Annotated in this window: 17 protein-coding genes; 2 read left to right on the top strand and 15 right to left on the bottom strand. The window is 61.2% G+C overall.

What is annotated here, in order from left to right; all coding sequences use genetic code 11:
- Nucleotides 1-61: 61 nt before the first annotated feature.
- A complete protein-coding gene (locus B2790_RS14350; protein ID WP_286919044.1) occupies nt 62-364 on the top strand; it encodes a hypothetical protein in 303 nt (100 codons plus the stop codon).
- 67 nt (nt 365-431) lie between these two features.
- On the opposite strand, the gene B2790_RS14345 is transcribed toward B2790_RS14350, so the two are convergent.
- The 11 genes from B2790_RS14345 to sdhC all read right to left on the bottom strand — a co-directional run bounded on the left by B2790_RS14345 (nt 432) and on the right by sdhC (nt 14,603).
- A complete protein-coding gene (locus B2790_RS14345; protein WP_286100241.1) occupies nt 432-1,181 on the bottom strand; it encodes a DUF599 domain-containing protein in 750 nt (249 codons plus the stop codon).
- Between the two features lie 289 nt (nt 1,182-1,470).
- Nucleotides 1,471-2,784, bottom strand: coding sequence for a branched-chain amino acid transport system II carrier protein (gene brnQ, locus B2790_RS14340; protein ID WP_286919043.1), 1,314 nt, complete (start codon nt 2,782-2,784; stop codon nt 1,471-1,473).
- Nucleotides 2,785-3,268: 484 nt separating this feature from the next.
- Nucleotides 3,269-4,153, bottom strand: coding sequence for a succinate--CoA ligase subunit alpha (gene sucD, locus B2790_RS14335; protein ID WP_004376004.1), 885 nt, complete (start codon nt 4,151-4,153; stop codon nt 3,269-3,271).
- Nucleotides 4,153-5,319 (bottom strand): ADP-forming succinate--CoA ligase subunit beta, encoded by a 1,167-nt coding sequence (gene sucC, locus B2790_RS14330; RefSeq protein WP_003254205.1) that lies wholly within the window; start codon nt 5,317-5,319, stop codon nt 4,153-4,155. Before sucC ends, sucD begins: the two co-directional genes overlap by 1 nt.
- Before the next feature lie 172 nt (nt 5,320-5,491).
- On the bottom strand, nt 5,492-6,928 hold the full coding sequence (gene lpdA, locus B2790_RS14325; protein ID WP_013973439.1) for a dihydrolipoyl dehydrogenase: 1,437 nt from the start codon (nt 6,926-6,928) through the stop codon (nt 5,492-5,494).
- Nucleotides 6,929-7,021: 93 nt separating this feature from the next.
- Nucleotides 7,022-8,242, bottom strand: coding sequence for a 2-oxoglutarate dehydrogenase complex dihydrolipoyllysine-residue succinyltransferase (gene odhB / locus B2790_RS14320; RefSeq protein ID WP_025339969.1), 1,221 nt, complete (start codon nt 8,240-8,242; stop codon nt 7,022-7,024).
- Nucleotides 8,243-8,284: 42 nt separating this feature from the next.
- On the bottom strand, nt 8,285-11,116 hold the full coding sequence (locus B2790_RS14315; protein ID WP_025339970.1) for a 2-oxoglutarate dehydrogenase E1 component: 2,832 nt from the start codon (nt 11,114-11,116) through the stop codon (nt 8,285-8,287).
- A 246-nt stretch (nt 11,117-11,362) separates the two neighbouring features.
- Nucleotides 11,363-12,067: a succinate dehydrogenase iron-sulfur subunit gene (locus tag B2790_RS14310; protein WP_016711649.1), complete on the bottom strand. Its 705-nt coding sequence runs from the start codon at nt 12,065-12,067 to the stop codon at nt 11,363-11,365.
- A gap of 11 nt (nt 12,068-12,078) precedes the next feature.
- Nucleotides 12,079-13,851 carry a succinate dehydrogenase flavoprotein subunit gene (sdhA, locus tag B2790_RS14305; protein WP_286919042.1) on the bottom strand — a complete coding sequence of 591 codons (1,773 nt, stop codon included), beginning with the start codon at nt 13,849-13,851 and terminating at the stop codon, nt 12,079-12,081.
- A gap of 3 nt (nt 13,852-13,854) precedes the next feature.
- Nucleotides 13,855-14,223: a succinate dehydrogenase, hydrophobic membrane anchor protein gene (gene sdhD, locus B2790_RS14300; RefSeq protein WP_003254214.1), complete on the bottom strand. Its 369-nt coding sequence runs from the start codon at nt 14,221-14,223 to the stop codon at nt 13,855-13,857.
- Complete coding sequence (gene sdhC / locus B2790_RS14295) at nt 14,217-14,603, bottom strand: succinate dehydrogenase, cytochrome b556 subunit (protein WP_012315350.1); 387 nt, start codon at nt 14,601-14,603, stop codon at nt 14,217-14,219. Before sdhC ends, sdhD begins: the two co-directional genes overlap by 7 nt.
- Before the next feature lie 352 nt (nt 14,604-14,955).
- On the opposite strand from sdhC, the gene gltA reads away from it, so the two are divergent.
- Nucleotides 14,956-16,245, top strand: a complete 1,290-nt coding sequence (gene gltA / locus B2790_RS14290; RefSeq protein ID WP_013973445.1) for a citrate synthase — start codon at nt 14,956-14,958, stop codon at nt 16,243-16,245.
- Between the two features lie 176 nt (nt 16,246-16,421).
- Here gltA and B2790_RS14285 read toward each other — a convergent pair whose 3' ends face one another.
- The 4 genes from B2790_RS14285 to B2790_RS14270 form a co-directional block, all read right to left on the bottom strand.
- Complete coding sequence (locus tag B2790_RS14285) at nt 16,422-17,027, bottom strand: START domain-containing protein (RefSeq protein ID WP_075045846.1); 606 nt, start codon at nt 17,025-17,027, stop codon at nt 16,422-16,424.
- A 33-nt stretch (nt 17,028-17,060) separates the two neighbouring features.
- A complete protein-coding gene (locus B2790_RS14280) occupies nt 17,061-17,315 on the bottom strand; it encodes a YkgJ family cysteine cluster protein (RefSeq protein ID WP_286919041.1) in 255 nt (84 codons plus the stop codon).
- Between the two features lie 130 nt (nt 17,316-17,445).
- Nucleotides 17,446-17,934 carry a hypothetical protein gene (locus tag B2790_RS14275; RefSeq protein WP_274078363.1) on the bottom strand — a complete coding sequence of 163 codons (489 nt, stop codon included), beginning with the start codon at nt 17,932-17,934 and terminating at the stop codon, nt 17,446-17,448.
- Nucleotides 17,935-17,997: 63 nt separating this feature from the next.
- Entirely contained in the window at nt 17,998-19,440 is a 1,443-nt protein-coding gene (locus B2790_RS14270) for a PLP-dependent aminotransferase family protein (protein WP_286919040.1), read from the bottom strand.
- Between the last annotated feature and the right edge of the window lie 277 nt (nt 19,441-19,717).

The following is a 19,717-nucleotide window of genomic DNA, read 5'->3' as shown; positions in this document are numbered from 1 at the left end:
TATTCCGCGTAGTTGCACTCGAAGGAACAAGTCACTTATTCCACCAAGGAGAAACACCCCCATGCGTAAACCTTTTGCTTTTGCTCTGATGCTGGCCGCTGCCATGGGCCTGGCCGCTTGCGATAAAGCGAGCGAAGACAAAGCCCAGGACGCACAGCAACACGCCGAGCAAGCCCAGGAAAAAGCGGGCGAAGCTCAGGATAAAATGAACGAGGCTGCCAAGGAAAACGCCGAAGCCGCCAAAGATCAGGCCGAAGCCGAGCAGAAGGCCGCCGAAGAAGCCGCTCCGGCTACTCCGGCTCCGGAAGCCGCGCCAGCTGCCCCAGCTGCCCCAGCTGCTCCAGCCGAACCTGCCAAGCAGTAATCGGCTAAAACAAGAAAACCCGACATTGTCGGGTTTTTTTGTGCCTGAAACTTATGGATTAAACGTTTCAGGTGCCAGGAGCGGTGTTTTCCTTGGCGGGTTCGATCGAAACACTTTCGGTAGGTGTGAACACCATCACATCCAACACATCCGAATGGAACTCGCGGCGGTACAGAATCAGCACTACGCCGACACTCATGACCATGAACAACCATGGGCTGATGAACCAGCTCAACATGGCCATGCCGAAGTAATAGGAACGCAGGCCCAGGTTGAACTGGTTGGCGGCAAGCGACAGCACCCGCGCCGCCCGCGAGGCGAATGCCTTGCGTTCAAGTTCATTGACCAGCCGTTCACCGATCATCGGCGCCGAACCCACCAGCACTGCGGCGAAGTTGTATTGGCGCATGCACCAGCTGAAGGTGAAAAAGGCGTAGACGAAGACCATGGCCAGGCACAGCAGCTTGATCTCCGACATGCCCTGGGACGTCTGCTGCACCAGCGGCAGGTCGGCCAGCAGCGACAGCGCCCGGTCGGAGGCCCCGAGCACGGTGAGGATACCGGCAAGGATGATCAGGGTGCTGGAGGCGAAGAACGAGGCGTTGCGCTCGAGATTGCCGATCACGCTGGCATCGGCAATGCGGTTGTCGCGCAGCAGCATGCGGCGCATCCAGTCTTCGCGGTACAGGTGCAGCACGCTGGCCAGGCACGCGGTGTCGCGGCCCTTCCAGATGGCATAACGGGTGTAACCGCCCCAGCACAGGGCGAACCAGGCGATGGCCAACAGGTTGTTGAAGTTGCTTTGGATGAAGTTCATGCAGGGTTCCCGGGAGGGCCAGATACCTGAAGGATAGGGACCGGATTTCGACGCTGGCAAGCGGCAAAAGGCACACATCCATCCTGATATTTGCACTGCTCATCCGGCCTCTTCGCGGGCACGCCCGCTCGCACAGGTACAGCGCCACCTTTGAGGTTTGCGTGCCCGCGAAGAGGCCGGTACAGGCAAAGAAAAAGCCCCGCATCCTCTAGGATACGGGGCTCTTGAGTTTCCACCCTTGGCGAGCACCCTTCGGCTTGTGGCCGGTGCCGCCCTCAGGCTTCGACTATCAGGCCAGCGCTTCGCGCGGCTTGCCGAGCATGCGGTCGCAGACCACGGCGCCAACCAGGGTCACCACCGAAGGCACCAGCCAGGCCAGGCCCTGGTCGCTCAACGGCAGGTGGGCCATGAAGTCCGGCAGCACGTGGGCAATGCCGCTGCCCTTGATTGCATCGACCATGCCGAACAGCAGCGACACCAGCATCACTGGCGCCAGGATACGGGTTGGCGAGTTCCACAGGTCCTTCACGAAGCTGAGCCCGACCACCACGATGCACGGCGGGTAGATCGCGGTGAGCACCGGGATCGAGAACATGATCAGCTTGGTCAGGCCGAGGTTGGAGATCAGCAGCGAGAAGCCCGCCAGGATCACCACCAGTGCACGGTACGACAGCGGCAGCATCTGGCTGAAGTACTCGGCGCAGGCACAGGTCAGGCCGACTGCGGTCACCAGGCAAGCCAGCGCGATCAGCACGGCGAGGAAGCCGCTGCCCAGCGAACCGAAGGTGTGCTGCACGTAGGCATGCAGTACCGCCGCGCCGTTGGTGGCGTCAGCCGCGATATCGTGGCTGGTTGCACCCAGGCGGAACAGGCTGATGTACACCAGGGCTAGGCCGACACCGGCGATCAGGCCGGCGATGATGGCATAGCGGGTGATCAGCTTCGGCGACTCGACACCGCGCGAGCGGATGGCGTTGACGATGACGATACCGAACACCAGGGCACCCAGGGTGTCCATGGTCAGGTAACCATCGGAGAAGCCCTTGGAGAACGCTGCGGCGGCATAGGCCGGCTGCGCTTCACCAATGGTGCCGGCAGGCAGCGCGAAGGCGGCGATGCCCAGCACCGCCAGGGCGATGATCTTCAACGGCGCCAGGAAGCGGCCCACGGTGTCGAGCAGCTTGCCCGGGTACATGGACACGGCCAGTACCACGAGGAAGTACACCAGGCTGTAGATGAACAGCGCCAGCGGGCTTTCGCCGGTCAGCGGCGCAACGCCCACTTCGAATGATACGGTCGCGGTACGCGGGGTGGCGAACAGCGGGCCGACCGACAGGTAGCACACGGCCGCCAGCAGGCCACCGAAGAACTTGCCGATCGGGCTGCTCAGGGCATCCATGCCGCCGCCGACCTTGGCCAGGGCGACCACGGTGATGACCGGCAGGCCCACGGCGGTAACCAGGAAGCCCAAGGCCGCCATCCATACGTGCGGGCCAGACTGCAGACCGACGATAGGCGGGAAGATGATGTTGCCAGCGCCCACGAAAAGCGCAAACGTCATAAAGCCAAGCGCCAGGATATCCTGGCCTTTGAGAACTTTCATTTAAGGTAGTACCACACTGCTGAAATCGGGATTCGAGAGGGGATTTCCCTTTGGATGAGGGGAAATGCTGCCCGGCTTGATAGGCCAGACCCGTTTAGCGTGTCGTTCCCTTTTGGGGTACGGGCACAGAGTGAACGCGTAATGTAACTGTTTTGTCAGTCAAACGCACTGGCACAGTGCTGCTTGTCCGATGTGCGTACATGTTTGTCGTCTGTGCGACCGAGGACAGCGAGAATTATCCTCGGATTGAAACATTCGTCTGCGTGAAAATTCCTATCAAACCCATCGAAAAATCCATGTTGCCTGTGCCGGCCTCTTCGCGGGCTTGCCCGCTCCCACAGGGGATCACCACAGGCCCGTAATGTGGAGATCTCCTGTGGGAGCGGGCAAGCCCGCGAAGAGGCCGGCACAGGAATACCCAATACCCAGAAACGACAAAGGCCACCCGAAGGTGGCCTCTGTGCGCGTGGGGGGTGTAGCAGTATTACTTCTTGACTTCCCAGCCAGTCAGCTCGGCCAGGGCCTTGCCGATGTCAGCCAGGGAACGCACGGTCTTCACACCAGCGTCCTGCAGGGCCGCGAACTTCTCGTCCGCAGTGCCCTTGCCGCCGGAGATGATGGCGCCAGCGTGGCCCATGCGCTTGCCCGCAGGTGCGGTAACACCAGCGATGTAGGAAACGACAGGCTTGGTGACGTTGGCCTTGATGTAGGCCGCAGCTTCTTCTTCAGCCGAACCGCCGATCTCGCCGATCATGACGATCGCTTCGGTCTTCGGGTCTTCCTGGAACAGCTTCAGGATGTCGATGAAGTTGGAGCCCGGGATCGGGTCACCGCCGATGCCGACGCAGGTCGACTGGCCGAAGCCGGCGTCGGTGGTCTGCTTCACAGCTTCGTAGGTCAGGGTGCCGGAACGCGAAACGATACCGACCTTGCCTGGCAGGTGGATGTGGCCTGGCATGATGCCGATCTTGCACTCGCCCGGGGTGATGACACCTGGGCAGTTAGGGCCGATCAGGGTCACGCCCAGCTCGTCGCACTTGACCTTGGCATCCAGCATGTCCAGGGTAGGAATGCCTTCGGTGATGCACACGATCAGCTTGATGCCGCCGAAGGCAGCTTCCAGGATCGAGTCCTTGCAGAAAGGAGCCGGAACGTAGATGACCGAAGCGTCAGCGCCGGTAGCTTCCACAGCTTCTTTCACAGTGTTGAACACTGGCAGGCCCAGGTGGGTGGTGCCACCCTTGCCTGGGGTTACGCCGCCGACCATCTTGGTGCCGTAGGCGATGGCCTGTTCGGAGTGGAAAGTACCCTGCGAGCCGGTGAAGCCCTGGCAGATGACTTTGGTGTCTTTATTGATCAGGACGCTCATTACTTGCCCTCCGCAGCTTTGACAACTTGTTGAGCAGCGTCGGTCAGGCTGGTTGCCGCAATGATGTTCAAACCGCTTTCTGCCAGTACTTTAGCGCCCAGTTCGGCGTTGTTGCCTTCAAGGCGAACGACGACCGGAACTTTCACGCCGACTTCTTTCACTGCACCGATGATGCCTTCGGCAATCATGTCGCAGCGAACGATGCCGCCGAAGATGTTGACCAGAACGGCCGCGACATTGCTGTCGGACAGAATGATCTTGAACGCTTCGGTAACGCGCTCTTTGGTAGCACCACCGCCAACGTCGAGGAAGTTGGCCGGCTTGCCGCCGTGCAGGTTGACGATGTCCATGGTACCCATGGCCAGGCCGGCACCGTTGACCATGCAGCCGATGTTGCCTTCGAGGGCAACGTAGTTCAGTTCGAACTTGGCAGCGTGGGCTTCACGGGCGTCGTCCTGCGACGGGTCGTGGAAGGTTTTCAGCTTAGGCTGACGGTACATGGCGTTGGCGTCGATGTTGATCTTGGCATCGAGGCAGTGCAGGTCGCCGTCGGCCTTGATCACCAGCGGGTTCACTTCCAGCAGGGCCAGGTCGTGATCCTTGAACAGCTTGGCAAGACCAACGAAGATCTTGGCGAACTGTTGAACTTGCTTGCCTTCCAGGCCCAGCTGGAATGCCAGCTCGCGACCCTGGAACGGCTGAGCGCCGACCAGCGGGTCGATGGTGGCCTTGAGGATCTTCTCAGGCGTTTCGTGAGCGACTTTCTCGATGTCCACGCCACCTTCGGTGGAAGCCATGAACACGATACGGCGGCTCGAACGATCGACTACAGCGCCCAGATACAGCTCTTTGGCGATGTCAGTGCAGGATTCGACCAGAATCTTGGAGACGGGTTGACCGTTGGCATCGGTCTGGTAGGTAACCAGATTCTTGCCCAACCACTGTGCAGCGAACGCCTTGGCGTCTTCTTTGCTGCGAACCAGCTTGACGCCGCCCGCTTTACCGCGACCACCCGCGTGAACCTGGGCTTTTACCACCCACTCGTTCCCGCCGATCTTGTCGCAGGCTTCTGCAGCTTGCTCAGGGGTATCGACAGCGAAACCCTTGGAAACTGGCAGGCCGTATTCAGCGAACAGCTGCTTACCCTGATACTCGTGAAGATTCATGCTTTTTACCGTCTTCGTTAGGTACTGCGCTTCGGCGCTGCGCCATCACTGGCGCCGCACCACCTGTGACCGTTGACCCCGGGTTTTCCCGTGTGATCCGGTCCGGCGGACTTTCCGCGGTGAGTCATGCACGCAAGACTCACGACGGGCAGCCCGCCGTGGTTTCTTATAATTAACGCTTCTTACGGTTGGCCACGTGAATGGCGCCGCCATTCACTGCCAGCGCTGCTTCATGCAACGCTTCGGACAGGGTCGGATGGCTGAAGACCATCATGCCCAGATCCTCGGCACTGGTGCCGAATTCCATTGCGATTGCGCCCTGCTGTACCAGTTCGGCAGCCGATGGGCCAATCACGTGGACACCCAGGACGCGGTCGGTCTTGGCATCGGCGATGACCTTGACGAAACCACCGGTGTCGTTGGCAGCCATCGCTCGGCCGCTGGCCGCGAACGGGAAGGTGCCCACGTTAACCTCAACGCCCTCGGCCTTCAAGGCCTGTTCGGTCTTGCCGACCCACGCGATTTCCGGGTGGGTGTAGATGACCGACGGGATCAGGTCGTAGTTCATCTGGGCCTTGTGGCCCTTGATGCGCTCGACCACCATGATGCCCTCTTCCGAGGCCTTGTGGGCCAGCATCATGCCGCGCACCACGTCACCGATGGCGTACACGCCCGGCACGCTGGTAGCGCAGTAGTCGTCGACGAAGATGTAGCCACGCTCGTCGATGGTCACGCCGCTGTCGGCGGCCAGCAGATCAGTGGTCACCGGGCGACGGCCGACCGCGACGATCAGCTTGTCGAAGGTGATCTTCTGCTCGCCGTTGGCGTCGGTGTAGGTCACTTCGACTTCGTTGCCGTTGACTTTCGAGCCGGTGACGCGCGCGCCCAGCTTGATGTCCAGGCCTTGCTTGGTCAGGGTCTTCTGGGCTTCTTTCGACACGGCGGTGTCGGCAGCCATCAGGAAGGTGTCCAGGGCTTCCAGGACGGTGACTTCAGCACCCAGGCGAGCCCATACCGAGCCCAGCTCCAGGCCGATCACGCCAGCACCGATAACGCCCAGGCGCTTCGGCACGGCCTGGAATTCCAGGGCGCCGGTGGAGTCGACGATGACGTTCTGGTCGACCGGAGCCGGCGGAATGTCGATCGGGCGCGAGCCGGAAGCCAGGATCACGTTCTCGGCTTCGATGACTTCGGTGGTGCCGTCAGCCTTGGTGACTTCGACTTTCTTGCCGGCCAGCAGCTTGCCGTGGCCCTGGATCGAAGTAACGCCGTTGGCCTTGAACAGGGTGGCAACGCCACCAGTCAGGTTCTTGACGATGCCAGCCTTGCGGCCAACCATCGCGGCGACGTCCATCTTCACTTCACCAGTGGAGATACCGTGGACGTTGAAGCTCTCTTTGGCTTCCTTGTACTTCCAGGAGCTGTCCAGCAGCGCCTTGGAAGGGATGCAACCTACGTTCAGGCAGGTGCCGCCCAGGGCCAGCTTGCCCTCGGCGTCGGTGTATTTCTCGATACAGGCAGTCTTCAGACCAAGTTGTGCGGCCTTGATGGCAGCCACATAGCCGCCAGGACCTGCACCAATCACCACTACGTCGAATTTCTGGGTCATAAAAGATTCCTTATCAGCTACAAGCTACAAGCCGCGGACCGCGCGGCATGGCTTCCTGCGAAGCCAGGGCCGGCACGGTACGCAGCCAGAGGGTTAGATGTCCAGCAGCAGGCGAGACGGATCTTCCAGCAGGTTCTTGATGGTGACCAGGAAGGTTACCGCTTCCTTGCCGTCGATCAGGCGGTGATCGTACGACAGCGCCAGGTACATCATCGGGCGAATCACCACCTGGCCATTGATGGCCATCGGGCGCTGGATGATGTTGTGCATGCCGAGAATGGCGGCCTGCGGCGGGTTGACGATCGGGGTCGACATCATCGAACCGAAGGTACCACCGTTGGTGATGGTGAAGGTGCCGCCGGTCATCTCTTCGATGGCCAGCTTGCCGTCACGGGCCTTCTTGCCGAAGGTGGCGATGCCGTTCTCGATTTCCGCCAGGCTCATCGACTCGGCGTTACGCAGTACCGGTACCACCAGGCCACGGTCGCTGGACACGGCAACGCCGACGTCGGCGTAGCCGTGGTAGACGATGTCGTTGCCGTCGATCGAGGCGTTGACAGCCGGGAAGCGCTTCAGGGCTTCGGTGGCGGCCTTGACGAAGAACGACATGAAGCCCAGGCGTACGCCATTGTGGGTCTTCTCGAACAGGTCCTTGTACTTCGAACGCAGGGCCATGACTTCGGTCATGTCGACTTCGTTGAAGGTGGTCAGCATGGCCATGCTCGACTGGGCTTCGACCAGACGCTCGGCGATCTTGGCGCGCAGGCGGGTCATCGGCACACGCTTCTCGGTGCGGTCGCCAGCGGCAACGACAACCGGGGCAGCAGCGGCAGCGGCGGCAGGCTTGGCAGCTGCAGCAGGCGCCGACTTCTTGTTGGCGACGGCAGCGACGACGTCTTCCTTGGTGATGCGACCACCTTTGCCGGTGCCGGCAACGGTAGCCAGGTCGATGCCGTTCTCTTCAGCCAGCTTGCGCGCGGCCGGGGCGGCAACCGGGTCTTCTTCGCCAGCGTCGGCAGCAGCGGCAGCCGGGGCAGCAGCGGCCGGGGCAGCAGCTGGTGCAGCGGCGGCAGCACCGCCTTCAACGATCGAACCCAGTACTTCGTCGGACAGGACGGTGTCGCCCTCGCCCTTGACGATGGCGCCCAGCACGCCGTCGGCGGTGGCCAGTACTTCCAGGACGACCTTGTCGGTCTCGATGTCGACGATCAGCTCGTCACGCTTGACGGCATCGCCCGGCTGCTTGTGCCAGGTGGCAACGGTGCCATCGGCAACCGATTCCGGGAAGGTTGGGGCTTTGATCTCGATAGCCATTATCTGTGTTTCCTTAAATTCGGTTTCAGGTGCGCGAAGGCATTAAACAGTGAAGGCGTCTTGCAGCAGTTTTTCCTGCTGTTCGGCGTGCTTCGATGCGTAACCACAGGCTGGCGCGGCGGAAGCGTCGCGGCCGGCGTATTCCAGGACCAGTGCCTTGTTGTGGCGGCCCAGGATACGGCGCATGTGGTGCTGGCTGCTGTACCAGGCGCCCTGGTTCATCGGCTCTTCCTGACACCAGACCGCATGCTTGAGGTTGGTGTAAGGCGCCAGGATTTCGACCAGGTCGTCCTCAGGGAACGGATACAGCTGCTCGATACGCACGATGGCGATGTCTTCGCGGCCTTCGGCACGGCGTTTTTCCAGCAGGTCGTAGTAAACCTTGCCGCCGCACAGGACCAGGCGTTCGACCTTGGCCGGATCGAGGCTGTCGATTTCCGGGATCACGGTCTGGAACGAGCCTTCTGCCAGGTCTTCCAGGGTCGAGATGGCCAGCTTGTGGCGCAGCAGCGACTTCGGCGTCAGCACGATCAGCGGCTTGCGCAGCGGACGGATGACCTGGCGACGCAGCAGGTGGTAGATCTGGGCCGGGGTGGTCGGTACGCAGACCTGGATGTTGTGCTCGGCGCACAGCTGCAGGTAACGCTCCAGGCGCGCGGAGGAGTGCTCCGGGCCCTGCCCTTCATAACCGTGTGGCAGCAGCATGGTCAGACCGCACAGACGGCCCCACTTGTGCTCGCCGCTGGTGATGAACTGGTCGATCACCACTTGCGCACCGTTGGCGAAGTCACCGAACTGGGCTTCCCAGATCACCAGCGCGTTCGGCGTGGTGGTCGAGTAGCCGTATTCGAAGGCCAGTACCGCTTCTTCCGACAGGAAGGAGTCGTACAGTTCGAACTGAGGCTGGCCCGGGAACAGGTTCTTCAGCGGTACGTAGGTGCTGGCGTCCTTCTGGTTGTGCAGCACCGCGTGACGGTGCGAGAAGGTGCCACGGCCAATGTCCTGGCCGGTCATGCGGATCGGGTGACCTTCGAACTGCAGGGTGGCGTAGGCCATGGTCTCTGCATAACCCCAGTTGATCGGCAAGCCACCGGCCTGCATCTTCTGACGGTCTTCGTAGATCTTGGCGACCTGGCGCTGGACGACGAAACCTTCCGGGATCTCCAGCAGCTTGGCCGACAGTTCCTGCAGGGTCTTGAGGTCGAAGCGGGTGTCGTGACGCGCGGTCCAGGCATGGCCCAGATACGGACGCCAGTCGACGAACAGCTCGCGGTTCGGCTCCTTGACCAGGCTCTTCACCACGTGCAGGCCGTTGTCCAGCGCGTTGCGGTACTCGTCGATCTTGGCCTGGGCGCGCTCGGAATCGATGCGGCCGGCCTGGATCAGCGCCTCAGCGTACAGTTCACGCGTGGTGCGCTGCTTGCTGATCTGCTGGTACATCAAAGGCTGGGTGCCGTTCGGCTCGTCGGCCTCGTTGTGGCCGCGGCGGCGGTAGCAGACCAGGTCGATGACCACGTCACGCTTGAACTGCATGCGGTAGTCGATGGCCAGCTGGGTCACGAACAGCACGGCTTCCGGGTCGTCCCCGTTCACGTGCAGGATCGGCGCCTGGATCATCTTGGCAACGTCGGTGGCGTACTCGGTGGAGCGCGCGTCCAGCGGGTTGCTGATGGTGAAACCAACCTGGTTGTTGATCACGATGTGCACGGTACCGCCGGTCTTGAAACCGCGGGTCTGCGACATCTGGAAGGTTTCCATGACCACGCCCTGGCCGGCGAATGCTGCGTCGCCGTGGATCGAGATCGGCAGTACCTTGTCGCCAACGGTGTCGTTGCGGCGGTCCTGACGGGCGCGCACCGAACCCTCGACCACTGGCGAGACGATTTCCAGGTGGGACGGGTTGAACGCCATGGCCAGGTGCACTTCGCCACCCGGGGTCATCACGTTCGAGGAGAAGCCCTGGTGATACTTCACGTCACCGGAGCCCAGCTCGTTCATCTTCTTGCCTTCGAACTCGTCGAACAGCTCGCGCGGGTTCTTGCCGAAGGTGTTGACCAGAACGTTCAGGCGGCCACGGTGGGCCATGCCGATCACGACTTCCTTGGTGCCGTAGGAACCGGAACGCTGGATCATCTCGTCCAGCATCGGGATCAGGCTTTCGCCGCCCTCGAGGCCGAAACGCTTGGTGCCCGGGTACTTGGTGCCCAGGTATTTCTCAAGGCCTTCACCGGCGGTCACGCGCTCGAGCAGGTGGGCCTGCACGTCAGCGGAAAACTCCGGACGGCCGCGCACGCTTTCCAGGCGCTGCTGGAACCAGCTGCGCTGCTCGGAATCGACGATGTGGGTGAACTCGGCGCCAATGGTGCGACAATATGTCTTCTGGAGCGCCTCGAAGATCTCGCGTAGGCTCGCCTCCTCTTTGCCGATGAACAGGTCGCCGGCACGGAAGGTCGTATCAAGATCGGCATTGGTCAAGCCGTAGTGATTGATCGACAGGTCTACGGGCGCAGGACGCTGCCACAACCCCAACGGGTCGAGCTTGGCAGCCTGATGGCCGCGCATACGATAGGCCTGGATCAGTCGCAGAACTTCAACCTGCTTCTTCTCGTGTTCACTGCTCACGCTCCCGGCGGATACCGGTTGGGCGCGGCGCTGGTTCTTTGCCAGCAGTACGAAATGGTCGCGGATTGTCGAGTGCGATACATCGGTAGCGGTGCTGCCGTCGGCGGGCAACTTCTGGAAGTAGGTGCGCCACTCTTCTGGCACAGCGTTAGGGTCGTGCAGGTAGAGCTCATAAAGCTCTTCCACATATGCAGCGTTACCACCTGAAAGGTGGGCGCTTTCCCACATGCGCTGCATCACGCTTTCTTGCATGCTTGGTCACCCTCGGTTAGGGGACTGATCGGCGAGAGCCACAGCAAACCTGGAAAAGTCCGAATACAGCGACTGAACCACGCCACTTGGATCCTGCTGATTTTCCGGGTACCAGCCCGGAAAGCCCCTGCTGGTCTCATATCTTCATAGGTAATGAACGCGGGCTTTGTGAGCCCTTGTTCGGGTTTTACCTCAGTGCGGGCTCACCACCCGCACCTCGGCTTACTGCAGGTACAACTCTTTGTATCAGGTGCCGCTTTGCAGCAGCATGTTACGTACGTGGCCGATTGCCTTGGTCGGGTTCAGACCTTTCGGGCAAACGTTGACGCAGTTCATGATCCCGCGGCAGCGGAATACGCTGAACGGGTCATCCAGGGACGCCAGGCGCTCCTGGGTCTTGGTGTCACGGCTGTCGGCCAGGAAGCGATAGGCCTGCAGCAGTGCAGCCGGGCCCAGGAACTTGTCCGGGTTCCACCAGAACGATGGGCAGGAAGTCGAGCAGCAAGCGCACAGGATGCACTCGTACAGGCCGTCCAGCTTGTCGCGGTCTTCCGGCGACTGCAGGCGCTCGATGGCCGGCGCAGGAGTGTCGTTCTGCAGGAACGGCTTCACCTTCTCGTACTGCTTGTAGAAGATGCTCATGTCGACGACCAGGTCACGAATGACCGGCAGGCCCGGCAGCGGGCGCAGAACCAGCTTGTTGCCCTTCACCACCGCCGACAGCGGGGTGATGCAGGCCAGGCCGTTCTTGCCGTTCATGTTCATGCCGTCGGAACCGCAAACGCCTTCACGGCAGGAGCGACGGTACGAGAAACCTTCGTCCTTTTCCTTGATCAGCGCCAATACATCGAGAACCATCAGGTCCTTGCCGCCGGTATCGACGTCGAACGACTCCATTTTGGGCGCCGAGTCGGTGTCCGGGTTGTAACGATAAACTTCGACTTTCAACATAGCAGCCACCCTTAGTAAGTCCGGACTTTTGGTTCGAAGGCTGGAACAGTCTTCGGCGCAAAGTTGACGCCGCGCTTGGCAACGCGCTTCTCACCCGGGTAGTACAGGGTGTGGCACAGCCAGTTTTCGTCGTCACGGTCTTCGAAGTCTTCACGGGCGTGGGCGCCGCGGGACTCTTTACGGGCTTCGGCCGCGATGGCGGTAGCTTCGGCGACTTCCAGCAGGTTCTGCAGCTCCAGCGCTTCGATACGCGCGGTGTTGAAGGCCTGGGACTTGTCGTTGATCTTGACGTTGGCAATACGGTCACGCAGGCCGGCCAGCTGCTCGATACCCTTCTGCATGTATTCGCCAGTACGGAATACACCGAAGTAGTTCTGCATGCAGCTCTGCAGCTCGCGCTTGAGGCTGGCAACGTCTTCGCCAGTGGTACGCTCGTTGAGCTTGTTCAGGCGGTTCAGGGCAACATCGATATCGGTGTCGCTGGCGTCGCGGTATTCCACGCCGTCGGACAGCGATTTTTCCAGGTGCAGGCCAGCGGCACGACCGAACACCACCAGGTCGAGCAGCGAGTTGCCGCCCAGGCGGTTGGCACCGTGGACCGATACGCACGCCACTTCACCCACTGCGAACAGACCCGGGATGATTTGGTCCTTGCCTTCGGCGTCCATGGTGATGGCCTGGCCATGAATATTGGTGGCAACGCCGCCCATCATGTAGTGGCAGGTCGGTACGACCGGGACCGGCGCGACGACTGGGTCGACGTGGGCGAAGGTCTTGGACAGCTCGCAGATACCTGGCAGGCGGCTGTGCAGCACTTCCTCGCCCAGGTGGTCCAGCTTCAGCAGCACGTGGTCCTTGTTCGGGCCCACGCCGTTGCCGGCGATGATTTCCTTGACCATGGAACGGGCAACCACGTCGCGGCCGGCCAGGTCTTTCGCGTTCGGCGCGTAACGCTCCATGAAGCGCTCGCCGTGGGCGTTGATCAGGTAGCCACCTTCACCGCGGCAACCTTCGGTAACCAGTACACCGGCGCCGGCGATGCCGGTCGGGTGGAACTGCCACATCTCGATGTCCTGCACCGGCACGCCTGCACGCAGCGCCATGCCGATACCGTCACCGGTGTTGATCAGGGCGTTGGTGGTGGAGGCGTAGATACGACCGGCACCGCCAGTGGCCAGAACGGTGGCCTTGGACTTGATGTACATGGTTTCGCCGGTTTCGATGCAGATTGCGATCACACCGACGAACGCGCCGTCCTGGTTCTTCACCAGGTCAACAGCGTAGTACTCGTTGAGGAAGGTAGTGCCTGCCTTCAGGTTGCCCTGGTACAGGGTGTGCAGCAGCGCGTGACCGGTACGGTCGGAAGCAGCACAGGTACGGGCGGCCTGGCCACCTTTACCGAAGTCCTTGGACTGGCCACCGAACGGACGCTGGTAGATGCGGCCGGTTTCGGTACGCGAGAACGGCAGGCCCATGTGGTCCAGCTCGAAGACCGCAGCCGGGCCTTCCTGACACATGTATTCGATAGCGTCCTGGTCACCGATGTAGTCGGAGCCTTTGACGGTATCGTACATGTGCCAGCGCCAGTCGTCGTTCGGGTCGGCCGAAGCGATGGCGCAGGTGATGCCGCCCTGGGCGGATACAGTGTGCGAACGGGTCGGGAAGACCTTGGTGACCACGGCAGTCTTGTGGCCGCCTTGAGCCAGCTGCAGCGCTGCGCGCATGCCGGCGCCGCCGCCACCGATGATGATGGCGTCGAAGGAAATGGTTGGAATGCTAGCCATGGATCAGATACCCCAGAGAATCTGCACACCCCAGACGAAGTAAGCGAACATCGCAACGCCGCATACCGCCTGGAACAGGAAACGAATCGCAGTTGCCGACTTGCCGAACGACATTGGCGTCAGGTAGTCGGTCGCAATGGTCCACATGCCGACCCAGGCGTGAGCGCCAAGGGCAACGAGGGCCAGCAGACTGAAGATCCGCATCGCGTTGTTGGAGAACAGACCATGCCACTGGGTGTAGTCGATGCCTGGGTGGGCGACCACGTAGCCGATCAGGAAGAGGAAGTAAGCCGCGAGAACGACCGCAGAAACGCGCTGCGCCATCCAGTCATAGAGGCCCGAACGCGACAGGTTCGTGACATTGGTTACCATACCCAAACTCCCACCAGAACGATCAGCACCACGGAGATGACGATCACGATTTTCGAGCCCAGCTTGCCGCCTTCCAGCGTCTCACCGATGCCCATGTCCATGATCAGGTGACGTACACCTGCCACGAGGTGATAAAGCAGGGCGGATAGCAGGCCCCAGGTCACGAATTTGGCCAGCGGGCTGGTCAGACACGCCTTCACCTCACCAAAGCCTTCCTCGGAACCCAGCGACTTGCCCAGTGCATAAAGCATGATGGCAAGGCCAAGGAACAGGATGACGCCGGAGATACGATGCAGGATGGACGTGTACGCAGTGACGGGGAGCTTGATGGTCCTTAGGTCTAGGTTTACAGGTCGTTGGCTTTTCACGGCTTTTTTCACACTGAAGAGCCCCTAGCGAATCAGGGCAAAGTTGTTGGTAAGTGTACTGGTCAGGTACCCACCACCCAGGGAACGGCGACCCCCAGCAGTTCGGGCTTGCAAGCCCCTGGCGGTCGGGTTGCGAGTATAGACAGTTAGGCTGCTTATGACAACGTGACGGGGTAGCCCAAATAGCGCATTGCCTTTAACGCACAAAAGGCGTAAATGGGCGAGAATTTCGCGAAAAATCAGGCCTCAATGCCTGTTTCAACAAGCCTTTAGGCAAATTGACATCTGAATTTATCCCTCTATAGTGGTGCGGGCCCTGCGTGGGGGGTCTGTCTGATGATTTCAAGCATTAATAGGAGGCCACATGGCTGACAAAAAAGCGCAGTTGGTCATCGAGGGCGCTGCCCCCGTCGAGCTGCCCATTTTAACCGGCACCGTTGGTCCTGATGTAATCGACGTCCGCGGGTTGGGGGCCACTGGTCACTTCACCTTCGACCCTGGTTTCATGGCGACTGCCTCGTGCGAGTCGAAGATCACCTACATTGACGGCGACAAAGGTATCCTGCTGCACCGCGGCTACCCGATCGAGCAGCTCGCCGAAAAGTCCGACTACCTCGAAACCTGCTACCTGCTGCTCAACGGCGAACTGCCGAATGCCGAGCAGAAGGCCCAGTTCGTCAGCACCGTGAAGAACCACACCATGGTTCACGAGCAGCTGAAGTCCTTCTTCAACGGCTTCCGCCGCGACGCCCACCCGATGGCGGTGATGTGCGGCGTGGTCGGCGCCCTGTCGGCGTTCTATCACGACTCCCTGGACATCAATAACCCGCAACACCGCGAAATTTCCGCGGTGCGCCTGGTCGCCAAGATGCCGACCCTGGCCGCGATGGTTTACAAGTACTCCATGGGCCAGCCGATGATGTATCCGCGCAACGACCTGTCGTACGCGGAAAACTTCCTGCACATGATGTTCAACACCCCGTGCGAGATCAAACCGATCAGCCCGGTGCTGGCCAAGGCGATGGACCGGATCTTCATCCTCCACGCCGACCACGAGCAGAACGCCTCCACCTCTACCGTTCGTCTGGCCGGTTCGTCGGGTGCCAACCCGTTCGCCTGTATCGCCGCCGGTATCGCCGCACTGTGGGGCCCGGCCCACGGCGGTGCGAACGAAGCGGTACTGACCATGCTCGATGAAATCGGCGATGTCTCGAACATCGACAAGTTCATCGCCAAGGCCAAGGACAAGAACGACCCGTTCAAGCTCATGGGCTTCGGTCACCGCGTGTACAAGAACCGCGACCCGCGCGCCACCGTGATGAAGCAGACCTGCGACGAAGTCCTGCGCGAGCTGGGCATCAAGAACGACCCGCAGCTGGAACTGGCCATGCGCCTGGAAGAGATCGCCCTGACCGATCCGTACTTCATCGAGCGCTCGCTGTACCCGAACGTCGACTTCTACTCGGGAATCATCCTCAAGGCGATCGGCATTCCGACCAGCATGTTCACCGTGATCTTCGCCCTGGCACGTACCGTGGGCTGGATCTCGCACTGGAAAGAAATGCTCTCCAGCCCGTACAAGATCGGCCGCCCGCGCCAGCTGTACACCGGCGAGCAGAAGCGCGACATCGTTGCGCTGCAGGACCGCAAGTAAGCTTCCATAGCCGAACGCAAAAAGGCTGCCCTCGGGCAGCCTTTTTTATTCATCCTGTGCCGGCCTCTTCGCGGGCTTGCCCGCTCCCACAGGAACTCCACAGGCCTCGAAGACCATGACGCACCTGTGGGAGCGGGCAAGCCCGCGAAGAGGCCGGGACAGGCAACCCAAAAGCCTCAGTTTTTCTCAGCCCGCTCTCGCAACCCTTTCAGGGTATTGAACGGTGCATCCACCACGAACTTGTTGGCCACCATCGCCGGCACGCTACCACCCGGCTCGGTGTGCACCTGATAGGTCACTTCCGTGCTGTCACCCTTGGGCACCAGCTTCCAGAAGCCTTCGACCTTCGCCACCCGCACAAAGCCCTTCTCTTCCGGGACGTAGGTCGGCTCTTCCTTCAGGTTGCGCACCAGGCTGCCATCAGCCCCCTTCACCGTGGTCACATGTAACACCGAGTCCCGCGGCGTGACCGGCCACGGCGTATTGAACTGGGTGTAGGTCCAGCTCTGGTCACCTTCGTGCTTGAGCAGCTTCTGCGACTTGCATTCGTGAATCCACGCACAAGCCCCGACCACGTCCTCCTGCAACGCCTGCACCTTGGCCAGCGGCGCCTTGATCACAGTGACGCCTTGATAGGCCTTGTACTTGGAACCGGCCACTTCACTGAGGGAAACCTTGATCCCCTCCTCGTCCTTGGCCACCTGCCAGTTTTCGGCCCAGGCCGCGGGCGACAGCAGAACACCCATGCCACACAGCAGAGCAATACGCTTGAACGATCTCATCATGTTTATCCTTGTTGTCGAAGATCCAGCCTGTCACGCCGCCGTCATCTGCTCCCACCAGCCAAGAATCCTGATGGCCTCGTCACGGTCACTGCCGCATACCTCCACATCCGCCTTGAAACCGCCACACACTGCCGGCCGCTCGGGCTTGCCGAACAGCTCGCAGAGGTTGTCGACGGTCAGGTGCAGGCAGCGCTCGCCAGCCGGCTTGCCATTGGGCATGCGCGGCATCGCAGAGGTGATGGACGGGGCAATGCAGCAGGCACCACAGCCCTCACGGCAATTCATGGCTATTCACCAAAATCAGGACTCCCTGGAACAAAACGGGACGAACGTCCCTGGATAGTAACCGCTCAAACAGGCGTTTGAAATTGCTGGCATGATGAAATCTGCCGTGACCCGGCAGTCAGTTCGCCAGCTACTGGCGGTACTCGAAATCGATGGCCGCCCCTTCCACGTCACGACGGCTGTCATTGCGCAGCTGCAGCTGCATTTCGTTGCTGATCAACCGGCCATTGAGCTGGAACGGGCTGTCGCTGGTCTCCGGCTTTTCAGTGAACATGGGTGGCAGCAAAGGTTTGCGTCGCTGTATCGGCGAAGGGCTGCCCACATTCGGCTCAAGGTCATCGACCATATCGGCCGGCAGGCTGAGGTCCAGCTTCGCCTTGGGTAGCGGCTTGGCAACCTCCTTGCTCACCTGCTTGCGCGCCGGCCTGGCCTTGCTGTTACCGGCTTTTTTTGCAGGCTGCTTGTGCGCTGGCCTGGCTGCGGCTTTCTGCACCGGCTTGGCTTTCTGCACCGGCGCCGCCTGCGCCTGGCCTGCCGGCTGCGCAGCCTGGGCAACACCAGCCAGGCTGCCGAGCGGTACAAGGCACAAGATCAGGGCAAAACGGCGCAAAGCATTCATGGCAAATAGACAGACTGGCAGGAAAAGTGCGTATGCTCCCTGTTCCACGGGCGCGTGGCAAGCCTACAAAAGTGCCGCTGCTGGCTCCCGGCACAATTGCTGAGCCAGCAAACCGAGCGTGATCACCGCACGCTCGGCTTCCTTGTTCCAGGGTATACCGCAATTAAGCCGGATACAGTGGTTGAACTGCTCGGTGTTACTGAAGATCAGCCCCGGCGCAATACTGATACCCTGCTCCAGCGCGCGCACATGCAGCTCCTGGGTATTGACCCGCCCCGGCAGGCTCACCCACAGGATGAAACCGCCCGTCGGCCGGGTCATCTGGGTACCCTCGGGGAAGTGCTGCTGCACCGCCAGCTGGTAGGCACTGAGGTTCTTGCGGTACTCCTGGCGGATGTAACGCAGGTGCCGGTCGTAGCCGCCATTTTCCAGGTAGGCCGCCACCCCCATCTGCGTCACGCTGCAGGCCGAGTGGGTGGTGAAGGTTTGCAGGCGCTGGATTTCGTCCTGATAGCGCCCGGCGATCATCCAGCCAACGCGCACGCCGGGGGACAGGGTCTTGGAAAAACTCGAGCAATAGATCACCCGGTCCAACCGGTCGAATGCCTTGAGCGCCTTGGTCTTGCCCTGCTCGAACATCAGCTCGCCATAGATGTCATCCTCGACGATCTGGATATCGAAGTCCGACGCCAGGCGCAGCAACTGCTTCTGCCGCTCTTCCGGGACAGTGCCACCCAGCGGGTTGCTGAGACGCGCAGTCAGAACCAGGGCCTTGATCGACCACTGGTTGGCCGCCAGCTGCAGCGCTTCGAGACTGATACCGGTGGACGGGTCGCTGGGGATCTCGATCACCTTCAGGCCTAGCAGGTCGGCCAGTTGCAGCAGCCCGTAATAGGTGGGCGATTCGGCGGCGATCAGGTCGCCGGGACGGGTCAGCACGCGCAGCGACATCTGCAGCGCATCGACACAGCCATGGGTCACGATCACTTCACGCGGGTCGACCAGCACACCGGCATCACGCATGCGAATGGCGATCTGCCGGCGCAGCGGCTCGAAACCGGGGCTGAACATGTAGCTGAAGGCACGCGGGCTGTGGAAGCGCGTGACCTTGGCAATCTGCTGGTGCAAGGCACGGACCGGCAGGTAGTCGACGTGCGGCACCGCGGCGCCGAACGGGAACACGCCATCACGGCGAGCCTCGGTCAGCACCTGCTGGATGATACTGGCGCGGGTGACCAGGCCGGGGCGCTCGACCCGGGCGATGTCCGGGGTCTGCGCGGTCAGGGCCGTGGTCTGGTGCACGTAGTAGCCGGACTGCGGCCGCGCACGGATCAGCCCCTGGTCCTCGAGATTGGCATAGGCCTGCAGCACCGTGGCATGGCTGACATTGAGCTGGGCGCTCATCTTGCGCACGGAGGGTACCCGCTCGCCTGGCTGGTAGACACCACGACGGATGTCATCGGCCAGTTGCTGGGCGATACGCTGGTACAACAGCAGGTTGGTCATGGCGGCAGACTCGTTATTCTTGTACGGCTCAGTGACGGTAGAGGATACCGTAACAGTTGCAAAGTGTACTGGGACAGAATGCAACATAGTCGACAATACAATAGTGTGACAGCTATCGAAACGATTAAGCCGACAAACTGCCGGGGGTGCGCCGCCCCTGTGGGAGCGGGTTCACCCGCGAAGCAGGCGACGCGGTGGATGGCAGCGGCTACGCCGGTGGTCGCGGGGGCGCCCGCTCATACAGGTATGGCGCATTCCTTCAGCTGGAGCGATACCT

This window comes from Pseudomonas sp. UBA6753, assembly GCF_002453565.1.
Classification (GTDB): domain Bacteria; phylum Pseudomonadota; class Gammaproteobacteria; order Pseudomonadales; family Pseudomonadaceae; genus Aquipseudomonas; species Aquipseudomonas putida_Z.
The sequence above is the reverse complement of the archived record's forward strand: the minus strand, read 5'-3'. Positions and strand labels throughout refer to the sequence as shown.